Origin of the sequence: Rhizobium sp. BK376 (assembly GCF_004341625.1) — a bacterium.
Lineage (GTDB): Bacteria > Pseudomonadota > Alphaproteobacteria > Rhizobiales > Rhizobiaceae > Rhizobium.
Genome location: NZ_SLZG01000007.1, coordinates 143,967 through 166,775 on the forward strand (window position 1 = coordinate 143,967; position 22,809 = coordinate 166,775).

Consider the following 22,809-nt stretch of genomic DNA (forward strand, 5'->3'; position numbering starts at 1 on the left):
ACGCGGCTCTGATGTTCCGAAGTATTTCGGCGGAAGCGTGCTGCCATCAGACTATAGTTCCCCCTTCTCAAAGCTGCCGGCAGCCCTAACTACCTCCTGGAGTTCAAAAAAGGAGGCTGAGATGACGGGAATTTCCAACCAGACACAGAACCGGAAGGTCATCCGCGGCAAGCCCTACAGCATTGCGGAGTTCGCCAGAAAATACAGGCTCGACGAAGGTGAGGCCAAGCGCCTCTATGACAAATTCGGCCCTTCGGCGACGGAACTGGATTTGTTGATGGCGGCAAAGCGTCGTCCGCCGATGATGCCGTCCACGCTCGAACATTGATGTCGATGACATGCAGTCTGAGGTGACCTCGTCCGAGACCAGGGCCGGCAATTGCCTGTGCGGAGCCGTCAGCTACCAGGTTCGCGGAAACCCGCTACGCATAGGCCTCTGCCACTGTACCGATTGCCGGCAATCCAGCGGCTCGGCCTACGCGACCTTCGCGATCTGGCCACGAGCATCCTTTTCCTCAGAAGGAATGGTATCGAGCTACAGCGGTCGAAGCTTCTGCCCCCGTTGCGGCTCGAGGCTCTTCAATCTGAACAAGGACGAAGTCGAAATCCAGATCGGCACCCTTGTCGATGCACCGACCGATCTGCAGCCGACCTACGAACTTTGGATCAAGCGGCGGGAGCATTGGCTGCATCCCTTGCCCGGAACCAGGCAATTTTCCGAGGATGCCATTTCCGAGAAATGAATGGGCCGAAGCAGTTTCCCGCTTCGACGCGGTCGCAATCCTCTACTGCTCAGGCTGATATATCAGGCGAAGTTGCCATCGCAAAAGCGACATGCAAATATGTGATATATCAGCATCATCTGGAATCGCCCAACAATGCAGAATTCGCAGAGCCACCTCGCCTATCTTGCCTTGGAGCATCTGGTCGTCACCCTTGCGCTGAAACCCGGCGCACTGGTGACGGAGAAGCAGTTAATCGAGCTTGCGGGTCATGGGCGCACTCCGGTCCGCGAAGCGATCCAGAAGCTCGCGTGGCAGGGTCTTATTCTCATAAAGCCGCGCGTCGGGCTGCAAGTCGCAGAGATCCGCCCGGAAGACCATACCAATGTCATGCAGGTGCGCCGCGAACTGGAGCCGATTGCCGCGGCGCTTGTGGCTCAACATGCCAATGGCGAGCAGCGGATGAAGCTTTTGGATTGCGCACGGCTCATGTCCGAGTGTGCCGTCAGCGGGAATCTCGCGGGTTTCTTTGCGGCCGACAAGGCTTTTGACGAGCTTCTGGAAGATGCCTGCCCCAATAGCTTCATTACCGCCGCTCTCGCACCCGTGCAGACACACTCCCGCAGGCTCTGGTACTCCACTGCCAACCCCGAACGCATGGACCGGTCGATCTCGCTTCATGTGAGCGTGATCCGCGCCATCCACCAGGCGAACGTGGAGGAAGCCCGCCGCGCGATGACCTCTCTTATCGACTATCTCGGCGCCAAATAGAAAAGGCGGCTCCGTTTCCGGAACCGCCCTTGGAATTTTGCCCGCAGTCAGCGTCAGCCGACAAACGCGCGTTCGATCACGAATTCAGCCGGCTTGCTGTTGGCGCCCTCGTCCATGCCAGCCTTTTCCAGCAGTTCCTTGGTGTCCTTCAGCATGGCCGAGGAGCCGCAGATCATGCCGCGATCGATCGCGGGATCGAGCGGCGGAACGCCGAGATCGGTAAAGAGCTTGCCTGACGAAATCAGGTCGGTGATGCGGCCGCGATATTCGAAATCCTCGCGGGTCACCGTTGCGTAGTGCCGTAGCTTGTCGCCAACGATCTCGCTCAGCAGCTCGTCGTTGCGGATTTCATCGACCAGATCGAAGCCGTATTTCAGCTCGGCGACGTCGCGGGTCGTATGGGTAAGAATGACTTCCTCGAACTTCTCGTAGGTCTCGGGATCGCGGATCAGGCTGGCGAAAGGCGCAACGCCCGTGCCGGTCGAGAACATATAGAGACGCTTGCCGGGGGTCAGCGCGTCGAGCACGAGCGTGCCTGTCGGCTTCTTTCGCATCAGCACCTGATCGCCAGGCTTGATTGCCTGCAGATGCGAGGTCAGCGGACCATCCGGAACCTTGATCGAGAAGAATTCCAGCTCTTCGGCCCAGGCCGGGCTTGCGATCGAATAGGCGCGGAAAATCGGCTTGCCCTCGACCATGAGGCCGATCATCGCAAATTCGCCGGAGCGGAAGCGGAAGCCCTGCGGCCGGGTCATGGTGAAGCGGAACAGCCGATCCGTATAATGCGTGACGCTCAACACCGTCTCGGCGAAAACGCCGGCAGGAATGGCGGATGCGAATTCTTCTGTCTTGGCGGGGGCGTTCATGCGCAATCTAATCCCGTAGGTCTGATGATCATCGGTGCTGCGAGGCAGATATTACAAATCTGCCTCCATTTAAAGGCATTCCATTCCATGCCTCACCGTAAGCAGGAAATATGCTTATTGCAGTCAAGTTTCCAGACCGCAATGTCACCGGACGGAGAAAAGTATATCACCTCTTCTCACATCCGGGGAAATCGTTTCAGGCGATCTTTCCGGACTGGCGGCGCCAGCTATAGCCCTTGCCGCCCTCGGCATGACGAGCCGTCGGCTGATAGTGATGCGGGATGCTCGGCAGACGGTTTTCGGAAAGCCGCTTCAGCGCCGTTTCGTTGGTCACGGCAAAGCTATCGATGCCGACCCGCAGCATCAGCGGAATCTGGTCGATCAGCACGTCACCGACCGCGCGAATCTCGTTGGTATAGCCGAGACGCTGCCGCAGCAGCGATGCATGGCTGAAAGCCCGGCCGTCATTGAAGGCCGGGAATGCAACAGCAACGATCTCCAGGCGGTAGAGATAGGGCTCAAGGCGCCTTACATCGTCAGCAGGCTTGATCAGCACGCCGAGGCCGACATCGTTGCTCTCTTCAGCCCTGGCAATCATCGCGTCCAGGTCCAGCAACGGCTTCTGGTCTTCCGTCGCCTTCACCTCATCGGTTTCGATGATCCACGGATCGTTTTCGACAAACCCGGTCTCTCTCCAGATCTTCGTCATCTCTATGCCCCCTTATGCCGCTTCTGCTGCCGACGAGCCGTAGAGCGCTTCCTTGAAAGGCTGCGGTCCGACGCGACGATAGGCATCGAGGAAGATTTCCGACGGATTGAGGCGCAGGCCGAGATAAGTATCGATGATGGTCTCGATCGCGTCCGTGACCTTTTCGGGCTCAAAGCCGCGGCCGATGATCTCGCCGATCGAGGTGTGCTCGTCACCGGAGCCGCCAAGCGTGATCTGGTAGAGTTCGGCACCCTTCTTTTCGACACCGAGCAGCCCGATATGGCCGACATGGTGGTGGCCGCAGGCGTTGATGCAGCCCGAGATCTTGATCTTCAACTCGCCGATTTCAGCCTGACGTTCGGCGGAGCCGAAGCGACGGGAGATTTCCTGGGCGACCGGGATCGAGCGCGCATTGGCGAGCGCGCAATAGTCCAGTCCCGGACAGGCGATGATATCGGTGATCAGGCCCGCATTGGCCTCGGCCAGACCGATCGCGACCAAGCCGCGATAGACGGCTTCGAGATCGGCCAGTGCCACATGCGGCAGGATCAGGTTCTGCTCGTGGCTGACGCGGATTTCGTCGAAGGCATATTCCTCGGCGATATCGGCGATCGCATCCATCTGCGCATCCGACGCGTCGCCCGGAATGCCGCCGATCGGCTTCAGCGAGATCGTCACCATGCCGTAGTCGGGGTTCTTGTGGGGTTGCACGTTCTGCTGCACCCAACGCGCAAACTCGGGATCGGCCTTCTTCCAGCGAGCGAGGTTTTCCCAGCCTTCGGCGCGCTCCGGCAATGCGGGCGGTGCGAAATAGGCGGTGATCGCCTGAACGTCGGCTTCCGGCAGTTTCAGCTCGCTGTCCTTCAGCTTGGCGAACTCGGCCTCGATCTGGCGGGTCAGTTCCTCGGCGCCGGTTTCGTGAACGAGGATCTTGATGCGCGCCTTGTACTTGTTGTCGCGGCGGCCATGCAGATTGTAAACGCGCACGATTGCCGTCGTGTAGGACAGCAGGTCCTCTTCCGGCAGGAAGTCGCGGATCAGCTTGGCAATCATCGGCGTACGGCCCTGGCCACCGCCGACATAGACGGCAAAGCCGATCTCGCCCTTTTCATTCTTCTTCAGATGCAGGCCGATGTCGTGAACCTGGATCGCAGCGCGGTCACGCTCGGCGCCGGTCACGGCGATCTTGAACTTGCGCGGCAGGAAAGAGAATTCCGGATGAACCGAAGACCACTGCCGAAGGATTTCCGCATAGGGGCGCGGATCGGCGACTTCGTCTGCTGCAGCGCCGGCGAAATGGTCCGCCGTGACGTTGCGAATGCAGTTGCCCGATGTCTGGATCGCATGCATCTCCACGCTCGCCAGCTCTTCCAGAACCGCCGGGATGTCAGAGAGCTTCGGCCAATTGAACTGCAGGTTCTGGCGCGTGGTGAAGTGGCCGTAGCCGCGGTCGTAGGTGCGGCCGATATGGGCGAGCATCCGCACCTGCCTGGAGCTTAGCGTGCCGTAGGGAACGGCGATGCGCAGCATATAGGCGTGAAGCTGCAGGTAGACGCCATTCATCAGGCGCAGAGGCTTGAATGCATCTTCCGACAGCTCGCCAGAAAGGCGCCGTTCGACCTGATCGCGAAACTGCGCAACGCGCTCGGCGACAAAGGCGTGGTCAAATTCATCGTAACGATACATCGTCTTCCTCAGGCATCAATGAATTCTGGATCGGCCGGCGCGTAGCCTGGCGCATATTCCATGGTGGGACCTTGGGCGCGGATGCGCTCGCGAAGGCGCAACGGCCACAGAATGCCGTTGGTTTCTTGTACTTCGATGACATTAACGTCAACGACCTTGTTATCCGCATAGGATTTCTTGCCGGTCGCCTCAAGCGCCGCGACCGCTTCCGCATGACGAGCGACAAGCGCCTCCTGCAGGGAGGTCGTCCATTCGCCATCCGCATTCAGCCAGACGGCGATGCCGTCGGTCAGGCGGTTGGCGGTGAGAACCTTGTCTACCATCATATGCTCCTCGCAAGTTCATCGAGCCGGGCGCGTTTGCGCGTCAGCGGCTCGGACAGTTCAAAATTGGCGCCTGCGACCGCATCGCCGATAATCACCATGACGGGCCCCGTCAACTCGTCCCGGAACTCGAGATCCGGAAGATCCTTCAATGTGCCGTGCAGCAGGCGGCGATCGGAGCGGCTGGCATTCTCGACGACCGCGACTGTCGTCTCGGCCGGCAAGCCCGCATCCATCAGGCGGCTCGCGACCGACGCAGCGACCGTGCGGCCCATATAGACCGCGATCGTCGCGCCCGATACAGCGAGGCTCGCCCAATCCGGCAGGACATCACCCGTGAGATCGTGGCCCGTCGTGAAAACGAGCGAAGATGCAACGCCACGCAAGGTGAGCGGCAGCTCGAAATCGGCTGCGGCAGCAAAGGCGGACGTGATGCCGGGAACAATCTCGTAGGAGATGTCGGCGGCGCGCAGGGCGGCCATCTCTTCGCCTGCCCGGCCATAGACCAGCGGATCACCACTCTTGAGGCGGACGACGCGTTTACCGTCGCGGCCGAGCTGGACGAGCAGATCGTTGATTTCTTCCTGCGACTTCGAATGGCAGCCCTTGCGCTTGCCGACCGACAGGCGTTCGGCGTCGCGGCGGCCCATATCGACGATCGCCTGCGGCACGAGGGCATCATAGACGATGACATCAGCTTCCATCATGACGCGCTGGGCGCGCAGCGTCAGCAAATCGACAGCGCCGGGACCAGCACCGACGAGCCAGACATGCCCGGAAACTTTCTGCTCGGAGCGCAAGAGCCGATTGGCGACCTGTTGAGCGTGCGGGAGATTGTCGGCAGCGACAGCGTCCGCCACCGGGCCTGAAAAGAAGCGGCGCCAGAAAACCCGACGGGCGACGCCGCGAGGGACCACATGCTCGACGGTTTTGCGATAGCTGGTCGCAAGCTCCGCGAGACGGCCGAGTGATGGGGCAAGAAGCTGGTCGATCTGCGCACGGATCATCTGCGCCAGAACCGGACCGGCACCTTCCGTGCCGATCGCGACCGCAACCGGTGCGCGATTGACCAGCGCCGGCGTGAAGAAATCGCAGTGATTGGGTTGGTCGACGGCATTCGCCGGGATCTTTTCGGCCCGCGCGGCAGCGGCAATCGCGCGGTCAAGCTCGGCATTTCCCGTAGCTGCGAATACCAGCGTGGCACCGGAAACCTGGTCGGGCGAGAAGGAGGCGCGAACGTTCTCGATACGATTGGAAATCAGGAAGGCATGAAAATCGGCTTCCGGGGCGTCGGCATAGGCGATGATGCGAGCGCGCGTGTTCAGCAGCAACCGCACCTTGGCAAAGGCCTCGTCGCCATTGCCGAAGACAGCCGTCACCAATCCTTCAACCCGGAAGAAGGCGGGAAACACAGATAGCTGATCAGTCTTGGGAGGCATACTCTTTCCAATTCGAAGCTGCCGGAATATGCCCTTTAGCGGCAAGAGATTGAAGAAACAGAAATTCCAAACCTCAAGCGAGTTCGTATTCTTTTGCTCGCCGGATCGGCGATTTGAGTAAATCTCACCGATCGCACCAACAAGCGTTCAAACACGTAAAATCCATAGTTTTTATGGCATTTTCAGCATGACAGAGTCGTTTTCGTTGTGGCAAACGGAACCGGTGCTTCATTTCCGCTTCCCGCACGACAGGGGTTGCGGATAAGCTCAGGTCAAACTCAGGAGTATCCGCTTGTCTGCCAATACGATTGCCGCTCGACTGCTCGATGTCGTGGAAAACGATATCCTGCCGCTCACCCGACAGGGCGTTGCCGCCGGCAATAAAGTTTTCGGCGCAGCAATCCTGCGCAAATCCGACCTTTCGCTAGTCCTAGCGGAAACCAACAACGAACTTGAAAATCCGCTTTGGCACGGCGAAGTGCATACTCTGAAGCGCTTCTACGAGATGGGCGAGAAACCGACCACGAAAGAGCTGATTTTCCTATCCACGCATGAACCCTGCACCATGTGCATGTCGGCGATCACATGGGCTGGCTTCGACAATTTCTACTATTTCTTCAGTCACGAGGATTCCCGCGACAGCTTCGCCATCCCGCACGACTTAAAGATCCTGAAGGAAGTCTTCGACCTTGAACCGGGCGGCTATCGCAAGCAGAACGCCTTCTGGAACAGTTTTGCAATCGCCGACCTGGTGGAGACGGAAGCAGATCCCACACGAACCGAACTGAAAGCGCAGACTGCCCGGATCAAGGCGACTTATGCGGCGCTTTCCGATAGTTACCAGGCCTCCAAGGGCGACAACGACATTCCGCTGAATTGAGCCATCATGGAATCTTCAAAAGACATTTCCCGCCTGATCGAAATCATGGCCGCCCTTCGAGATCGCAAGACGGGTTGCCCCTGGGACATCGTCCAGACCTTCGAGACGATCAAGCCCTATACGATCGAGGAGGCCTACGAGGTTTCCGACGCGATCGAACGCCGGGATATGGACGATCTCTGCGACGAGCTGGGCGACCTGCTGCTGCAGGTGGTGTTTCATGCGCGGATGGCGGAAGAGGCCGGTGAATTTTCATTCGGCGATGTCGTCGAGGCCATCACACGGAAAATGATCCGGCGCCATCCGCATGTCTTCGCGCGCTCGGATGCGGACACGCCCGATGCCGTCAAGCTGCAGTGGGACAAGATTAAGGCCGAGGAGAAGCGGGAGCGAGCCGAACGTCGCGCGCGGCGCGGCATTACCGAAGACTTCAAGGCAGGTTTCCTGGGTTCGGTGCAACGCAGCTTTCCCGCGCTGACGGAGGCTCTGAAGCTTCAGGAACGGGCAGCGAAGGTCGGCTTTGACTGGTCGGCGCCCGAACCTATCCTCGACAAGATCGAAGAGGAAATCGATGAGCTTCGCGTCGCACTGCGCGACGGAGAAAAGGACAAGGTCGCAGACGAACTCGGCGACCTGATCTTTGCCGTCGTCAATATCGGCCGGCACGTCAAGGCCGATCCGGAAGAGGCGTTGCGCGGGACAAACACCAAATTCCGCCGCCGATTCGGCCATATAGAGACGACGCTGGAGGCCGAGGGCGAGACGCTAGAGGGCGCGTCACTGGAGCGCATGGAAGAGATCTGGCAGGCGGCGAAGGCAATCGAGCGGCAGTTGACCTAGGGTGAATTCAGGTTAAGCGTGCATCTGCTATTAGATACTGGGGTCAATGACCGAATTCTCATTGGCGCTTTTCAGTGGAAGCATTTCAGCTTGGTCTTCGGCTCCAATTGAGCGGATGTCTGTGTGAACTCGCAGATCGGGAATGCCCGCAGAGTGCAGCTGTTAAAGGGCGAAAGAGAGCGACTATGATCCGTATGGCGATACCGGATGATGCCGATCGAGCAATCCACGTCATACGCGAATCTATCCAGGAGCTTTGCGTTTCAGATCACCAGGAAAACGACGAAGTCCTGCGAATGTGGCTAGAAAACAAAACGGCTGAGAACTTTCTCCTGTGGCTCGCCTCTGCCAATCAGAGCATTTTCGTTGACGAGCAAGATGGAAAAATTTGCGCAGTTGGCGGGGCAACCAACAGCGGAGAGATCACGCTGAACTATGTTGCGCCCAGCATTCGCTTCCAAGGTGTGAGCAAGATTATGTTAGCCACCCTCGAAGGGTTTTTGACGGATTCGGGCCACAATCAAGCTACTTTAACGAGTACGGAAACAGCGCGCCGCTTTTATTACATGCAAGGCTATGTCGATGCGGGTGCGCCGGAATTTTGGGGCAAACTGCCCGGCTATCCCATGGCTAAGCTCTTAAAGAGGACTCCGCGGACCCAAGGACAGCAATGACGTCAGGAGGGTAGAATCTCACGGGTTCTAAGAAAAGCACCCGCGCCCGCCCTACTCCCAATCTTCCTTCTGCGCCTTCGGCCCGTTGCCCATACGGCGTTCCAATTCCGCAGCCTCGGTTTCGGCGAGACGCAGGTCGAGCGTCACCGAGCCGTCCTCATTGTCCTCGCGTCCGTCGACGACGGCGTGATTGTAGAGCCAGGGCAACAGAGCCAGCTTGTCGACCGGAAGCGTGATCGTCGTTTCGGTCATGACGCCGGAGAGCCTGCGGCTGATCTCGTCCATCAGCCGGTCGACTCCCTCGCCGCTTACTGCGGAAACCGCGACGATATTCTGCGCGCTTGCCGCCTTTTGCACGATGGCGTCGTGGGCTTCCGGCTCCAGTCGATCGATCTTGTTCCAGACCTCGATGATGCGTTCAGCACCTTCCGCCTCGCCGATGCCGAGATCGCCGAGGATGCGCATGACGTCAGAACTCTGGGCGGCGTTGTCTTCATCCGCCATGTCGCGCACATGCAGGATCAGATCGGCTTCCAGCACCTCTTCCAGCGTTGCCCGGAAGGCGGCGACGAGGTGGGTCGGCAGATCGGAGATGAAACCGACAGTGTCCGACAGGATAACGGTCCGGCCATGCGGCAGCTTCATGCGGCGCAATGTCGGGTCGAGCGTGGCAAAGAGCATGTCTTCAGCCAGCACGCCTGCCCCTGTGATGCGATTGAACAAAGTCGACTTGCCAGCGTTTGTGTAACCCACGAGCGCCACGATCGGATGCGGCACCTTCTTGCGCTTGGCGCGATGAAGCTGGCGGGTGCGGACGACCTGCTCGAGTTCGCGCTCAAGCTTGATGATACGATCCTGCAGCAAGCGCCGGTCGGCTTCGATCTGGGTTTCACCGGGGCCACCCATGAAGCCGCCACCGCCGCGCTGGCGCTCAAGGTGGGTCCAGCTTCGAACCAGGCGGCCCTTCTGATAGTTCAGATGCGCCAGATCGACCTGCAGCGTGCCTTCCTTGGTGGAGGCGCGGCGGCCGAAGATTTCAAGAATGAGGCCCGTGCGGTCGATGACCTTGGCATTCCATTCCTTCTCGAGATTTCGCTGCTGCACCGGCGTCAAGGGATGATCGACGATGACGAGGCCGGCGTCGAACTCGTCGAGAAGCGCCTTGATCTCCTGCATCTTGCCGGTGCCCATCAAGGTTGCCGGCCGCGGGTCGTTGACCGGCACCACGACGCCGCTCATCACATCCAGATCGATCGCCTGGGCAAGGCCCTTGGCTTCTTCCAGTCGGCTTTCCGGCGAACGTGAGGTGGTGATCGCGGTTTCGTTCTGGGAAACCTTGCTTCGCGCCTGTTTCAGCACAGGCACGATGACAACGGCGCGCATGTCATCCCGGAGCTTTTTGGTTTCCGGGATGATGGAATCGTTCTTGGTATCGCGTGTCGTGATGACGGCAGATCCTATCTAGGATGCATTCAGGATGCGGCTTCTTCGCTCTCGAACATCTGCATCGGCTGGCCTGGCATGATAGTCGAGATCGCATGCTTGTAGACAAGTTGCGAATGACCGTCTCGGCGCAGCAGGACGCAGAAATTGTCGAAGGACGTAACAACGCCCGTGAGCTTTACACCGTTGATCAGAAAAATCGTAAGTGAAATTTTTTGTTTGCGAACAGTATTGAGAAACAGATCCTGCAAATTCTGAGAACGTTCCGCCATCGCGCCGCTTCTTTCTTTCTTGCCGACAAATGTCGGTGGAATATCAACTTAGTCCTGGTGTCCCCGGAGGCGAGATTCCCTCGTATCTCCCCTCCAGCAAATCTTGGTATCAAATCACTGTCTTTTCCGCAACGTCGAAAAAGGCCTCTCGGATTTTCTGTGACACACTTCCCGGGTGACCATTGGCGACGGTCTGGCCATCGATGGAAACAACGGGAAAACAAATGCTTGTCGCCGCCGTGATGAACACTTCGCGAGCCGACATCATCTCTTCGACGGAAAAATACCGCTCCGCAACCGGCAGATCGAGCTTGCCGGCCACGTCGATCAGCGTCGTTCGCGTGATACCCCGCAGAATGCCATGCTCGGCCGGCCGAGTGACCAGAACCCCTTCCGCATCGACGATCCAGACGTTGGTGGCGGCCCCCTCCTTCACCATGCCGTTGTGATCGACATAGATCGCTTCCTGCGCACCGGCCTCCTTGGCCTGCTGGCGCGCCAGCGCGTTCGGCAGCAATCCCACGGTCTTGATATCGACGCGGTCCCAGCGATTGTCCCGAACAGTGATCGCCTTGATGCCGCTGGCATTCTTTTTGGCGACTATCGTTGAGTCGGTGCTCTTGGCCGTCACGACGATCGAAGAGGGCGTTCCTTCCCTGGGGAAGACGTGATCGCGGCGAGCCACACCGCGTGTTACCTGAAGATAGAACAACCCGTTGCGGACATGATTACGGCGCAGCGTCTGGCGAATGACCTGCGTCAGCGCCGCGCGGCTCATCGGCCATGCGATCCGCAACTCACCGAGCGAACGATTGAGGCGATCGAGATGCCGCGTCAGATCGACGATCAGGCCATGCCTGACCTCGCAGACCTCATAGACCCCGTCGGCAAACTGATAGCCACGGTCCTCGATATGCACCATCGCGTCCGTATGCGGTACGTATTGTCCATTCACATAGGCTATTCTCGGCATCGCGTACCTTCGTCGAAATCACTTGAAATAGAAAAGCAAAACGGGCGGCGGCAATGTCACCGCCCGGAGATGGCTTTAAACACCGAGGGACTTCAGCTTCCGATGCAGCGCAGACCGCTCCATCCCGACGAACTCCGCCGTACGGGAAATATTGCCGCCAAAACGGTTGATCTGGGCGATCAGATAATCCCGCTCGAACATCTCACGCGCTTCCCGCAAAGGCAGCGTCATGATGTGATAGTCGTTCTTGGCAGAGACCTTCGGCAGCATGTCGCCAAGGTCGGTCGGCAGCATTTCGGCCGTGATCGGGGTCTCCGGTCCGTCGGTGCGTGCCAGGATCATCAGCCGCTCGATGTTGTTGCGGAGCTGGCGGATGTTGCCCGGCCAGTCGTGGGCCTGAAGGACGGCCATGGCATCGTCACCGATCCGGCGGGTCCGGATGCCTGCCTGTTCGGATATCTGCCGCATTAACTGATCGACGAGGAAGGGAATGTCCTCGCGGCGTTCGGCGAGCGCCGGCACACGGACGGGCACGACAGCCAGGCGATGATAGAGATCTTCGCGGAACAGGCTCTCGGCAATGCGGCTTTCGAGATTGTAGGCCGTCGAGGAAATGATGCGGACGTCGACCTTCACCCGCTTGGAGCCGCCGACACGCTCGAACTGCTGGTCGACGAGAACACGCAGGATCTTGTTCTGGGTCTCGCGGGGCATTTCGCCGACTTCGTCGAGATAAAGGATGCCGCGATGCGCCTCTTCGAGCGCACCGATCTTGCGCGCCTGACCGGGTGAACCCTCGGTTCCGAAGAGAGCGATCTCCATGCGATCCGGCGTGATATTGGCCGCGTTCAAAGCGACGAAGGGGCCGCTCGATCGCGTCGACTTCTTGTGGATCATACGGGCGACGAGTTCCTTGCCTGATCCCGATGGGCCGAAGATCATGACGCGGCTGTTGGTCGGAGCGACCTTGTCTATCGTCTGGCGAAGCTGGGACACGGCAATCGAAGTGCCGATCAATTCCGCCGCCTCGCCGGCGCGGCGCTTGAGCTCCACGACCTCACGCTTCAGCTTGGAATTTTCGAGCGCCCGCTCGGCGATCAGCAGCAGCCGGTCGGCCTTGAAGGGCTTTTCGATGAAATCGAAGGCGCCACGCTTGATGGCGGAAACTGCCGTTTCGATATTGCCGTGGCCTGATATCATCACGACCGGCAGTTCGGGATGGCGGGTCTTGATTTCGTCCAGCAATGCCAGACCATCCAGCTTGCTGCCCTGCATCCAGATATCCAGGAAGACCAGCCGCGGAGCACGATCGGAAATCGCTGCCAGCGCGCTGTCGCTATCATGGGCCGTCCGGGTTTCATGACCTTCGTCGGAAAGGATCCCCGAGACGATCTCGCGAATGTCTTCCTCGTCGTCTACAACGAGAATATCAGATGCCATAAACATTTTCCTTATCGCTTGCGGGCTGGGCTGCGGTTCCCAGTTCGCGACGTGGCAGATGCACGCGGATCATGGCTCCCCTTCCCTGGTCGAAATCTGCGGGAGCATCGTGGAGTTCCAGCTGCCCGCCATGGTCTTCAATAATTTTTTTGACAATCGCGAGTCCGAGGCCGGTGCCCTTCTCGCGCATGGTCATATAAGGCTCAAGAATACTATGCCGGTTTTCGACGGGCAGGCCGCGCCCGTTATCGATCACGTCGACCGTAAAGCGATCGCGCTCTTCATCAAGGGATGCCCGGACGAGAACCTTCGGCTGCTCGCGGCTCTCGTCACTTGGGACAGCCTCGATCGCCTCCACCGCATTCTTGATGAGATTGCCGAAGGCCTGACCGAGCATGCGGGCGTCGAACATGCCTTCCAGCGGCTCGCTGCCGAGATCCCGTTCGAACTTGACATGCGTGTTGCCCATCTCCCGAAGGAACACGGCATCCCGCAAAATGTTGCGTAGGTCGCTCGGCTCCATCGTCGGCTTCGGCATGCGCGCGAAGGAAGAGAACTCATCGACCATCCGGCCGATGTCGCCAACCTGGCGAATAATCGTATCCGTGCACTGATCGAAGACGGCGCGATCGTTCTCATCGATATGTTTGCCGTACCGGCGACGGATGCGCTCCGCTGAAAGCTGGATCGGCGTCAGCGGATTCTTGATCTCGTGAGCGATGCGACGGGCAACATCAGCCCATGCGGTCGAACGCTGGGCGATAACGAGATCGGTGATATCGTCGAGGGTGATGACGTAGGATTCGTTGTGATCCCTCGCCTCCTCCCGCGTGACCTGGACGCTGAGTGTCCGGACGGTACCGCCGCGAACGAGTGCAATCTGCTTGCGGAAATCATTGCGATGACGCGCGGCGGCTTCGGTGACCACCTGATCGACCTCAGGGGCAATATCGGCAAGATTCTTGCCCAGGAGTTCAGCACTCGGCTGGGTCAACAGCACTTCGGCCGACGTGTTGACGATGGTTATCTGCCGATCGTGCTGAACACCGATAACCGCGGCCGTTACGCCCGACAAAACCGCCTCAATGAAGCGGCGGCGATCATCCACTTCGTCCTTGGCTTCGACAATCTCGTCATGCTGAGTGCGTATCTGCGAGATCATCTTGTTGAAGGTTCGCGACAGGTTGCCAACGTCGCCGTCGGCGGCGCGAACCGGCACCAGGACGTTCATATTGCCTGACGCAACGTTGTCGGCGGCGCTGATGAGCAGGCGGATCGGGCGTACGATCCGGTCGGCAACCGCAATGGCCGTCCAGATCGCGGCAAGAAGCACGATCAACGCGAAACCGAGGTAGAGCACGGCGAAGGCGATCTGCAGGGATATCCGGCCCTCGTCCATCGACTTATATTCGGCCGTATTTTCCTCGACCATGCGCATGGCGCTCATGACGCGCGGATCGACGGCCCGGACCGTATAGAGAAATGCACCGGAAATCTCATCGAGCTTGATTATCGCGCCGACAAGGTTGGTCACTCCAGGTGGAATGAGGGTCGGCTGACCGCCGGCCGAGGCGGCAAGTGCATCCTTCGGAATGGCCGGCAGCGGCCTTTCCGTCTTGATGTCGGCCTGGACGATGACCGATCCATCCGACCGCACAATAAATGCGCCGAGCAGGCCGCGCCCGCGGGCCTGACGCGTCATCAGATCAGCAAAGCCGGTTCGGTCGAGATTGTAGAGGGCGCGATTGCGTTCCAGGTCGTTGCCCATGGATACGGTCTGACCCTGGAGATAGCTGGCATTCTCGGTCAGATAGGCCTGTGCGACGTTCTGGGACGAGCTGATGATCTGCTGCGTGCGCAGGGCAAACCAGCGGTCGAGGCCAACGTTCAGGGTCAGGCTGGCGAAGATTGCGACGAGGATCGCCGGCGTAATCGCCACGATCGAAAACAGGACCACGATACGAATATGCAAGCGGGCGGCGGCACGTCCACGGCTGCGGGCCTTGAAGAGGCGGAAGACCTCGAAACCGACCATGATGAGCAGGCCGCAGACGAATGCCGAATTCACCGCCACCGATGCTATGACGACCTGCGATGTCGGGGGAATTGGGGTGAGGCCCAGCAGGACCAGAAGCGTGGCTACGGCGCATAACAGCGCACCACCAGCCAATATCAGTCCCGGCAGCGTGAAGGAGGCACGGCGATCCCTGATATTCACGACTTTTCTGTCGCGCAGCCTCGGCGATTCCGCATCTTGGTTCATTCGCGCCTCTCTCAACCGGGGCGATCCTCGTCCCGGTCATGCATCATCGAATTCCTGCTTTTCGCGACCTCACGGCGGCCGATGAGAAAGGAGAGGCTGCGCATTGCGCATTTCCCAGCAAAACATGCGGCCGCAATATTGCAACCACCTGAAACACCGCCGATCTTCCCAGCGAGAAGAAGATGTCCGCCACTCATTTCCACGAAAAACGTGAATCCGCTGCGTGACCTTTAAGCAACGCATTGTGGCGAAAATGCAACGCATCCTGCCACCTTGTCAAGCCGTGCGGGAGCTCCGATAGACCGAAACACCGAGTTCCCGGATCTTCTTTCGCAGCGTATTGCGGTTGAGGCCGAGGAGATCGGCGGCTTTGATCTGATTTCCGCGGGTCGCCGTCAGCGCTGCCAGGATCAGAGGATACTCCATTTCGGTCAAAACGCGGTCATATAATCCGGGCGGCGGCAGATTTTCGCCAAAGCTGGCGAAATAGGTGCGCATGTTTTCCTCGACCGCCTGGGCAATCGACATGTTGCCGTTGCGAACCGGCCCCTTGTCGATCGGGCTGTCGGGCACATCGGCCCGCAGTTCGGAATCGATGATTTCGCGGGTGATGACATCCTGTGGATAAAGCGCCATGAGACGACGGATGAGGTTCTCCAGCTCGCGGACGTTGCCGGGCCACGGATAGGCCTTCATCAATTCGAGCGCTTCCTGATCGAAACGCTTCGAACCCAAACCCTCCTTCTCCGCCTGCTGGACGAAATGACGGACGAGATCCGGAATATCCTCCGCGCGGTCGCGCAGCGGCGGCAGCCGCAGCGGTACAACGTTCAGGCGGTAGTAGAGGTCCTCGCGGAAGAGGCCCTGATTGATCGCCTGCTTCAGATCCTTGTTTGTGGCGGCCACGATGCGGACGTCGGTGCGGATCGGCGTGCGGCCGCCGACCGTCGTGTATTCGCCTTGCTGCAGGACGCGCAGCAGGCGCGTCTGGGCGTCCATCGGCATGTCGCCGATTTCGTCGAGAAAGAGCGTGCCACCCTCTGCCTGTTCAAAACGGCCGGTGGAGCGCGTCTGAGCACCGGTAAAGGCGCCCTTCTCATGGCCGAAAAGTTCGGATTCGATCAGGTCGCGCGGAATGGCGGCCATGTTGATGGCAACGAAGGGACCGTTGCGACGCTTGCCATAGTCGTGCAGCGCGCGGGCGACCAATTCTTTGCCGGTGCCGGATTCGCCGGTGATCATCAGCGTCAGGTCGGTCTGCATGAGGCGCGCCAGCACGCGGTAGATTTCCTGCATGGCGGCCGATCGACCGACCAGCGGCATGCCATCCTGGATGTCGTCTTCGAGCTTGGCAGGCTTCCGCTTCGGCTCGGAGAGCGCACGGCCGATGATAGCGATCAGCTCGGTCAGGTCGAAGGGCTTCGGCAGGTAGTCGTAGGCTCCCTTCTCCGAGGCCTTGATCGCCGTCATGAAGGTATTCTGGGCGCTCATAACGAGGACTGGCAGGTCCGGCCGGGCCTTCTTGATGCGCGGCAGCAGATCGAAGGCATTCTCGTCGGGCATGACGACGTCGGTGACGACGAGATCGCCCTCTCCAGCGGAAACCCAGCGCCAGAGTGTCGCTGCATTCGATGTGATACGTACATCGTAGCCGGCGCGGCTCAGCGCCTGATTAAGCACGGTGCGGATGGCCGCATCGTCGTCGGCAACAAGGATCGTGGCAGTCATCTGGAAGGTCCTGTAGCGTTCGGAGAGATGGCGTCGTCGAGCGTGATGTCCTTGGAGGCAGGCATCAGCACCCGGAAGATGGTCTTATGGTTCTGGCTGTCGCATTCGATGATGCCGCCATGGTCGCCGATGATCTTGGCAACGAGCGCCAGACCGAGACCGGATCCGTTCGTTTTTGTCGTGATAAACGGATCGAAGAGATGCGGGAGGAGATCGGCCGGTACGCCCGGACCGTTGTCGATCACGCAGAATTCGAGCGGCAGCGAAATCTTCTCGCGCGTACCGGCGACCGAAAGGCGGATGCCAGGTCGATAGGCCGTGGTCAGCACGATTTCTGCCTCCGGCGTATCGCTTAGGGCTTCCGCAGCATTCTTCACCAGATTGAGGAAGACCTGTATCAGCTGGTCGCGATTGGCAAAGACCGCCGGCAGCGAGGGGTCATAGAGTTCGGTGATCTTGATGTTGCGGGCAAAGCCCGCCTTGGCGATCGCCTTCACATGGTCGAGCACCGAGTGGATGTTGATCGGCAGGCGATCGACCGGCCGCTCGTCGGAGAAAACCTCCATGCGATCGACAAGCGAGACGATGCGGTCCGTCTCGTCGCAGATGAGCCGCGTCAGGGCGCGGTCGTCATCCTCCACCGATTGCTCGAGAAGCTGCGCCGCACCGCGAATGCCGGAAAGCGGGTTCTTGATCTCATGCGCCAGCATCGAGGCGAGACCGGTCACCGAGCGGGCAGCTGCGCGATGCGTCAGCTGCCTGTCGATCTTGTCGGCCATCGAGCGTTCCTGGAACACGACGACCACGGAGCCCGGTTCGCTGGGAACGGGAGCGACATAGATATCGACCAGCTTGTCCTGGCCGAGCCGTGGCGAGCTTAAGTCAACACGATATTCGTTGACCGGCGCCCTGCGCTCACGCACCTGGTCTATGAGCGCCAAAAGCGGGCTGCCGAAGGGAATGAAGCTCGAAATCTTGTAACGGGCGAGATGGGAGGCGCTGGCGCCGAAGAAGGCCTCCGCCTCCCAGTTGGCAAAGACCATGAGGCCGGCTTCGTCGACCATGACGACGGGGTTCTGAATGGCATTCAAAACTGCCATCGCCATGGCATTGCCTGTACCCGCGGTAGGAGGCGTGGAGTCTGACTTGGAGCTCATGCCGCCTCCCGGGCGTCAGGCGCGACGCCATAATTGGTCTGAAGCGCCTCGCGGAAATGTTGAATGACGACACGGCTGTCGGTCGCCGTCATAATCGCGGTCTTCTTCTCGACGGTTAGCGCCGTTGCGTAGCGATCGAGATACCAGCCGAGGTGCTTGCGCGCATGGCGCAGGCCGACCGCCTCGCCGTAGAATTCCAACATCATCTCATAGTGTTCGACAGCAATGTCGGCGATGTCGCCGAGATCGGGTGCCGCGTGACCAGCCAGCACGCCGGCATGCCACGGGCGGCCCCGGCTGCCCCTGCCGATCATCACGGCATCAGCTCCGGACCGGCGAAGGATCTCCTGCGCATCCTCGGGCGTGTCGATATCGCCATTGGCGACCAGCGGAACGGAAATCACGTCCCTGACCGCCCGGATCGCATCCCAATCCGCCCTGCCCTCGTAAAACTGCATGCGGGTGCGGCCGTGGATGGTCACGAGCTGGATCCCAGCTTCTTCCGCACGGCGCGCAATCTGCGGCGCATTCAGCGACGTGTGATCCCAGCCGAGCCGCATCTTCAGAGTCACGGGCACATCGACGGCCTTTACCGTTGCCTCGATCAGGCCGAGCGCGTGATCGGGATCGCGCATCAAGGCGGAGCCGGCATAGCCGCCGATCACCTTCTTGGCTGGACAGCCCATGTTGATGTCGATGATATCGGCGCCATTGTCGACGGCGATCTTTGCGGCCTCTGCCATCCAGTGGGCCTCGCGGCCGGCAAGCTGGACCATGTGTGGCTTGAGCCCTGCACTCCTCAAACGCGCCCCGGATTCGGGCGTGTCCTGCACCAGCTCCCGGCTCGCAACCATTTCCGTCACCACCAACCCCGCGCCATAGCGCAGGGCGAGTTGCCTGAACGGGAGATCGGTGACACCGGACATCGGCGCCAGAATCACCCGATTTCGGATCGAGACGGAACCGATGGAAAACGGCGCTGCTAAGTTGAAGGAAAGCAAATGATTATCTTTCAGGCATGCCATTGATTTGCACTATTTTTAGCCACTCTTTGTGGGCTTGCCAAGGGGTTTCGGTGAAAGCCGATATTTTTTGGGCAAATGCTGGAAAATGCCCTGTCGAGGCGATAGACCGCTGCTATCGCACTGGCTGTTTCCCGGGGATTTATGACGCAAATGCCTTCAATGCAACCAATGTCCGCCGGAATAGTCATCGTTGCCGCCGGCAGAGGCGAACGCGCCGGATCGCCTGAAGAAGGCCCGAAGCAGTATCGCCCCATCGGTGGCAAGCCGGTTATTGCGCATACGCTTGAAAAATTCGTGACATGGCCGCAAACGGTGAAGATCGTGGCTGTGATCCATCGGGACGACGAGGCGCTTTTCAAGGCTGCGCTGGCGCATCTGTCCGATCAGTCGAAAATCTCATTCGCGTTCGGCGGCAAGACGCGCCAGCAATCGGTGCTCGCCGGATTGCAGGCGCTTGGCGAAGCCGACATCACCCACGTGATGATCCATGATGCGGTACGCCCGTTCTTCGATCATGATCTGCTTGACCGGTTACTGGCGGCACTCTCGGCCGGTGCGCCTGCCGTGCTGCCTGCAATGCCGGTCGCAGATACGCTCAAGCGAGCAACGGCGGACAATCTTGTCGGCGAGACCGTTCCGCGCGCTCATCTGCATGCGGCGCAGACGCCGCAATCATTTCAGTTCGCCGAGATCCTGGCTGCGCACGAAAAGGCCGAAGCGGAACGCAAGACCGATTTTACCGACGATGCCGCCATCGCGGAATGGGCAGGAATGCCGGTCACTCTGGTCCTGGGCACGCCGGACAATGTCAAACTGACGGTCAAAAGGGATATTGCCATGGCTGACGAGAAGCTTACTGCAGTGCTGCTGCCGGATGTGCGTACGGGAAACGGCTATGACGTGCATCAGCTCGAAGCCGGCGATGGCGTGACGCTCTGCGGCGTCTTCATTCCGCACGATCAAAAGCTGAAGGGTCACTCCGACGCCGATGTCGCACTGCATGCATTGACAGATGCGCTCCTTGCCACTTGCGGCGCAGGTGACATAGGCGACCATTTCCCGCCTTCCGATCCGCAGTGGAAGGGCGCGCCGTCGCGTATCTTCATCGAGCACGCCGCCAAGATAGTCCGGGAGAATGGCGGGACGATCATGAATGCGGATGTGTCGCTGATCGCCGAAGCGCCGAAGGTCGGGCCGCATCGAGAGAGCATGCGTGCCAAGCTTTCTGAATATCTCAGCATCGATATCCAGCGCTGCTCGGTCAAGGCGACCACCAATGAGACGATCGGCTTCGTCGGCCGGCGCGAGGGTATAGCTGCCATTGCGACGGCAACCGTCGTTTACCGCGGAGGCAAGGCATGAGCTATTTTTCCGATGACATCCTTTCGCTCGCCCAGACGATCATCAGCGAATTTGCGGCAAAGGGCCTGATGGTCTCGACCGCCGAATCCTGCACCGGCGGTCTGATTGCCGGGGCGTTGACCGATATTTCAGGCTCGTCGGCGGTCGTCGACCGAGGCTTCGTGACCTATACCAATACCGCGAAGATGGAGATGCTGGGCGTGCAGGAAGCAACGCTTGCGAGTTTTGGCGCTGTCTCCAGAGAAACGGCCCTCCAGATGGTGCATGGTGCGCTTTATCGATCGAAGGCTGACATAGCTGTTGCCGTCACCGGTATTGCCGGACCGGGCGGCGGCTCGGCGGAAAAGCCGGTCGGCCTCGTCCATCTTGCCGCCAAGTCACGCTCCGGCGAGATGATTCACCGCGAAATGCGCTATGGCGACATCGGCCGCGACAAGGTGCGAAGCGCGACGGTTCAGACGGCTCTGGAAATGGTGATGAAGCTTTTTCAGGCGTAAATCTTGCCCGCACGCGTCTCGAAGGCGTCGGTGAACATCCGGAAGGCGCGGTCGAACATCGAGCCCATGAGGGCGCCAAGGATACGGCTCTTGAACTCGTAATCGATGAAGAAATCGATCACGCAGCCGCCATCAGGGCCATCCTGGAAACGCCAACGATTGTCGAGATATTTGAACGGGCCGTCGATATATTTCACGTCGATGGCGTTCTCTGCCTTGTTCAGCAACACCTGGGTGGTGAAGGTCTCGCGGATCGCCTTGTAGCCGACGGTCATGTCGGCGATCAGCAGGATCTTCCCGTCCCTCTCCTTGCGGTTTCGCACAGTCAGCGCGTCGCAGAGCGGCAAGAATTCGGGATAGCGCTCGACGTCGGCGACGAGGTCGAACATTTGCTCGGGGCTATGCGGGACGGTGCGGTGAGTTTCGAACTGAGGCATGAACCGGCAATTAAGCTGGCGTGCCTAGAAGATCAAGAAGCTCGCGTGTTTGCCGACGGGATTTTAGCTGCAAAACCGGGACTTGAGGGCCATGCGCGGCGATGCCGTCCCAAAAGCGTGGCGTGAATTTCTTGTCATAGGTCCAGATGAAACGCACGAATTCCCAATCGACCTTCTCGATGCAACCCGGCGCCATTTCCGGCCGTGTGCGACCGAAGAACATGATCCAGCGTTTGAAAACCGACCAGATGCAGACGAGGCGCGAGATTTGCATCCAGATGACGAGGTCAGCACGCGGCAGCCGCAGATCGAAGCTCGATGGGTTGCTGCCATCCATGATCCAACGCTCTCTGGCGACCATTTCAGTGATGAGCTCGCGCTGCTCTGTCCTCGGACGCTCGGTCCAGCCTGGCATCCAGAAGATGTCCCGATCGAAGGAGATGTAAGTAAGACCGAAGCGCTGTGCGAGCTTCTGCGACAGCGTCGATTTTCCACCGCCGGAACAGCCGATGACAAGGATGCGGTTTGCACTGCGGATCTGTCTCGCAGCGATGACATCGTCAACGAAGTTCAAGGCCATCGGCAGCACCGATTGGTCCATAAGGGTCTCCTCCAAGATCATGCCGCGGTCTGCAACAGAGCGAGCAATCGATCAATCTCGCGGAAGGAACTCAGCGTAACGAGAGGAATATGGGACCCATGTTTGGTCAGCATCTCCTCGAACTGAGGCACTTCCTTGCGCTCGAAATTCCAGATGTAACGCAGGAATTTCAGATCGATGTGCTCAGGACAGCCGGGCGCCATTTCGGGACGCGTCTTTCCGTGATATTTCCACCAGCGCTTGAACACGCCGAGGAATGCCACATGGCGTGGTGCACGGCGCCATATCACGAGATCCGTGCGCGGCAGCCTGAGCGGCAGGGTTCCGGGGCTGTTGCCGTCCATGATCCAGCGCGGCCCGGCCACCGCATCACGGATGCGTTGCAGGATCTCCTCGCGCGGTCGCAGCTTCCACCCGGGCAGCCAGAAGATCTCGCGGTCCATCGAGATATAGACATGACCGAATTGCTCGGCTAGGGCCTTTGCGAGCGTACTTTTGCCTGTGCCGGAGCAGCCGATAATAAGGATGCGCTCCGCCTTTTGAACGAGGGCCACCGCCTGTGCGAGATCCTCGACATAGTTTGGAGTGGCAAGCTTCGATGTCTGATCCATGCCCTGCCCCATTCAAATAGCTATGTGCGGGCGAGCGGTCTAATCCGGCGATATGACCGGCGCATGACAGACAGGATTCCACAACCAGAA

The 22,809-nt window shown here is 59.5% G+C and carries 24 protein-coding genes; 8 read left to right on the forward strand and 16 right to left on the reverse strand.

The window, feature by feature from the left end:
- The first annotated feature begins 121 nt into the window (after window positions 1-121).
- The 3 genes from EV561_RS18740 (at window position 122) to EV561_RS18750 (ending at window position 1,493) form a co-directional block, all read left to right on the forward strand.
- Window positions 122-328 carry a hypothetical protein gene (locus EV561_RS18740; RefSeq protein WP_132523819.1) on the forward strand — a complete coding sequence of 69 codons (207 nt, stop codon included), beginning with the start codon at window positions 122-124 and terminating at the stop codon, window positions 326-328.
- Between the two features lie 10 nt (window positions 329-338).
- Complete coding sequence (locus EV561_RS18745) at window positions 339-743, forward strand: GFA family protein (RefSeq protein ID WP_132523820.1); 405 nt, start codon at window positions 339-341, stop codon at window positions 741-743.
- A gap of 135 nt (window positions 744-878) precedes the next feature.
- Window positions 879-1,493, forward strand: coding sequence for a GntR family transcriptional regulator (locus EV561_RS18750; protein ID WP_132523821.1), 615 nt, complete (start codon window positions 879-881; stop codon window positions 1,491-1,493).
- 53 nt (window positions 1,494-1,546) lie between these two features.
- Here the strand turns inward: EV561_RS18750 and EV561_RS18755 are convergent, their stop codons facing one another.
- The 5 genes from EV561_RS18755 to cysG all read right to left on the reverse strand — a co-directional run bounded on the left by EV561_RS18755 (window position 1,547) and on the right by cysG (window position 6,516).
- Window positions 1,547-2,359: a ferredoxin--NADP reductase gene (locus EV561_RS18755; RefSeq protein WP_132523822.1), complete on the reverse strand. Its 813-nt coding sequence runs from the start codon at window positions 2,357-2,359 to the stop codon at window positions 1,547-1,549.
- 196 nt (window positions 2,360-2,555) lie between these two features.
- On the reverse strand, window positions 2,556-3,068 hold the full coding sequence (locus tag EV561_RS18760) for a DUF934 domain-containing protein (RefSeq protein WP_132523823.1): 513 nt from the start codon (window positions 3,066-3,068) through the stop codon (window positions 2,556-2,558).
- A gap of 12 nt (window positions 3,069-3,080) precedes the next feature.
- Window positions 3,081-4,754 (reverse strand): nitrite/sulfite reductase, encoded by a 1,674-nt coding sequence (locus EV561_RS18765; protein WP_132523824.1) that lies wholly within the window; start codon window positions 4,752-4,754, stop codon window positions 3,081-3,083.
- 8 nt (window positions 4,755-4,762) lie between these two features.
- Window positions 4,763-5,077, reverse strand: coding sequence for a DUF2849 domain-containing protein (locus tag EV561_RS18770; protein WP_132523825.1), 315 nt, complete (start codon window positions 5,075-5,077; stop codon window positions 4,763-4,765).
- A complete protein-coding gene (cysG, locus tag EV561_RS18775) occupies window positions 5,077-6,516 on the reverse strand; it encodes a siroheme synthase CysG (RefSeq protein WP_132523826.1) in 1,440 nt (479 codons plus the stop codon). Before cysG ends, EV561_RS18770 begins: the two co-directional genes overlap by 1 nt.
- Window positions 6,517-6,808: 292 nt before the next feature.
- On the opposite strand from cysG, the gene EV561_RS18780 reads away from it, so the two are divergent.
- From EV561_RS18780 to EV561_RS18790, 3 genes are all read left to right on the forward strand, one after another.
- Window positions 6,809-7,396 carry a nucleoside deaminase gene (locus tag EV561_RS18780; RefSeq protein ID WP_132523827.1) on the forward strand — a complete coding sequence of 196 codons (588 nt, stop codon included), beginning with the start codon at window positions 6,809-6,811 and terminating at the stop codon, window positions 7,394-7,396.
- Between the two features lie 6 nt (window positions 7,397-7,402).
- On the forward strand, window positions 7,403-8,236 hold the full coding sequence (gene mazG / locus EV561_RS18785) for a nucleoside triphosphate pyrophosphohydrolase (protein ID WP_132523828.1): 834 nt from the start codon (window positions 7,403-7,405) through the stop codon (window positions 8,234-8,236).
- A 185-nt stretch (window positions 8,237-8,421) separates the two neighbouring features.
- Window positions 8,422-8,910: a GNAT family N-acetyltransferase gene (locus EV561_RS18790; RefSeq protein ID WP_132523829.1), complete on the forward strand. Its 489-nt coding sequence runs from the start codon at window positions 8,422-8,424 to the stop codon at window positions 8,908-8,910.
- Between the two features lie 51 nt (window positions 8,911-8,961).
- Here EV561_RS18790 and hflX read toward each other — a convergent pair whose 3' ends face one another.
- The 8 genes from hflX to dusB form a co-directional block, all read right to left on the reverse strand.
- On the reverse strand, window positions 8,962-10,293 hold the full coding sequence (gene hflX, locus EV561_RS18795; protein WP_132523830.1) for a GTPase HflX: 1,332 nt from the start codon (window positions 10,291-10,293) through the stop codon (window positions 8,962-8,964).
- Window positions 10,294-10,382: 89 nt separating this feature from the next.
- Window positions 10,383-10,625: an RNA chaperone Hfq gene (gene hfq, locus EV561_RS18800; RefSeq protein ID WP_003539403.1), complete on the reverse strand. Its 243-nt coding sequence runs from the start codon at window positions 10,623-10,625 to the stop codon at window positions 10,383-10,385.
- 109 nt (window positions 10,626-10,734) lie between these two features.
- Window positions 10,735-11,598, reverse strand: a complete 864-nt coding sequence (locus EV561_RS18805; RefSeq protein WP_132523831.1) for a D-amino-acid transaminase — start codon at window positions 11,596-11,598, stop codon at window positions 10,735-10,737.
- A gap of 75 nt (window positions 11,599-11,673) precedes the next feature.
- Complete coding sequence (locus tag EV561_RS18810) at window positions 11,674-13,038, reverse strand: sigma-54 dependent transcriptional regulator (protein ID WP_132523832.1); 1,365 nt, start codon at window positions 13,036-13,038, stop codon at window positions 11,674-11,676.
- Window positions 13,028-15,301: a PAS domain-containing sensor histidine kinase gene (locus EV561_RS18815; protein WP_132523833.1), complete on the reverse strand. Its 2,274-nt coding sequence runs from the start codon at window positions 15,299-15,301 to the stop codon at window positions 13,028-13,030. The genes EV561_RS18810 and EV561_RS18815 overlap by 11 nt, the downstream gene beginning before the upstream one ends.
- A 276-nt stretch (window positions 15,302-15,577) precedes the next feature.
- Window positions 15,578-17,029, reverse strand: a complete 1,452-nt coding sequence (gene ntrC, locus EV561_RS18820) for a nitrogen regulation protein NR(I) (protein ID WP_132523834.1) — start codon at window positions 17,027-17,029, stop codon at window positions 15,578-15,580.
- On the reverse strand, window positions 17,026-18,186 hold the full coding sequence (locus tag EV561_RS18825) for a nitrogen regulation protein NR(II) (RefSeq protein ID WP_132523835.1): 1,161 nt from the start codon (window positions 18,184-18,186) through the stop codon (window positions 17,026-17,028). Before EV561_RS18825 ends, ntrC begins: the two co-directional genes overlap by 4 nt.
- The gene (dusB, locus tag EV561_RS18830) at window positions 18,183-19,211 is read right to left on the reverse strand and encodes a tRNA dihydrouridine synthase DusB (RefSeq protein ID WP_132523836.1); all 1,029 of its coding nucleotides are present in this window, start codon (window positions 19,209-19,211) and stop codon (window positions 18,183-18,185) included. Before dusB ends, EV561_RS18825 begins: the two co-directional genes overlap by 4 nt.
- A 141-nt stretch (window positions 19,212-19,352) precedes the next feature.
- Between dusB and EV561_RS18835 the strand changes: the two genes are divergently transcribed.
- Window positions 19,353-20,573: a bifunctional 2-C-methyl-D-erythritol 4-phosphate cytidylyltransferase/2-C-methyl-D-erythritol 2,4-cyclodiphosphate synthase gene (locus tag EV561_RS18835; protein ID WP_132523837.1), complete on the forward strand. Its 1,221-nt coding sequence runs from the start codon at window positions 19,353-19,355 to the stop codon at window positions 20,571-20,573.
- Complete coding sequence (locus EV561_RS18840; protein WP_132523838.1) at window positions 20,570-21,070, forward strand: CinA family protein; 501 nt, start codon at window positions 20,570-20,572, stop codon at window positions 21,068-21,070. The genes EV561_RS18835 and EV561_RS18840 overlap by 4 nt, the downstream gene beginning before the upstream one ends.
- On the opposite strand, the gene EV561_RS18845 is transcribed toward EV561_RS18840, so the two are convergent.
- The 3 genes from EV561_RS18845 to EV561_RS18855 are packed head-to-tail and all read right to left on the reverse strand — an operon-like array spanning window position 21,061 to window position 22,719.
- The gene (locus EV561_RS18845; protein ID WP_132523839.1) at window positions 21,061-21,507 is read right to left on the reverse strand and encodes a type II toxin-antitoxin system RatA family toxin; all 447 of its coding nucleotides are present in this window, start codon (window positions 21,505-21,507) and stop codon (window positions 21,061-21,063) included. The genes EV561_RS18840 and EV561_RS18845 overlap by 10 nt on opposite strands.
- Before the next feature lie 10 nt (window positions 21,508-21,517).
- The gene (locus tag EV561_RS18850; RefSeq protein ID WP_132523840.1) at window positions 21,518-22,108 is read right to left on the reverse strand and encodes an AAA family ATPase; all 591 of its coding nucleotides are present in this window, start codon (window positions 22,106-22,108) and stop codon (window positions 21,518-21,520) included.
- Window positions 22,109-22,125: 17 nt separating this feature from the next.
- Complete coding sequence (locus tag EV561_RS18855; protein WP_132523841.1) at window positions 22,126-22,719, reverse strand: AAA family ATPase; 594 nt, start codon at window positions 22,717-22,719, stop codon at window positions 22,126-22,128.
- Window positions 22,720-22,809 lie beyond the last annotated feature (90 nt).